This window comes from Aromatoleum evansii, assembly GCF_012910805.1.
GTDB lineage: Bacteria > Pseudomonadota > Gammaproteobacteria > Burkholderiales > Rhodocyclaceae > Aromatoleum > Aromatoleum evansii.
On record NZ_WTVK01000302.1, the window covers coordinates 1 to 389 of the forward strand.

Annotated in this window: 1 pseudogene; it reads right to left on the reverse strand. The window is 67.1% G+C overall.

The annotated features are described in order from the left end of the window. Window positions 1-298: pseudogene (locus tag GO615_RS28435) on the reverse strand (hypothetical protein); the annotation flags it as partial. Between the last annotated feature and the right edge of the window lie 91 nt (window positions 299-389).

Genomic DNA, 389 nt, shown 5'->3' on the forward strand with positions numbered 1-389 from the left:
AGCGCGCATTGACCAGGCGGCTGAGCTCATCCTCGTTGTCGCGCGGGTCGAAATAGCGGTCGGTACGTCCCGGCAGCAGCAGGACATGCGCCTTGATCGCCGCCAGCGCGCGATCGAAGTCACCGCCGAATTCGTCGCAGCGGCTGATGTCGCCGGCCTGCCAGATCGCGATCTGCGCCAGCAGGTCATTGGCGTCGCGCCGCGCGAAGGCACCGTCCCACGAGCCTGCGAGGTAGCCTTCCAGCGAGTCGAAGCCGGCCGCGCGCCAGAGCTCCTCGCGATAGAATTCATGCGACATCGCCCAACCGGCGTAAACGCGTCCCATCGCACGAAGGCCCGCGGTCGGCTTGTCAACAAAGCGGCCATCCCGGTAGGTGGGATCGGCGGTC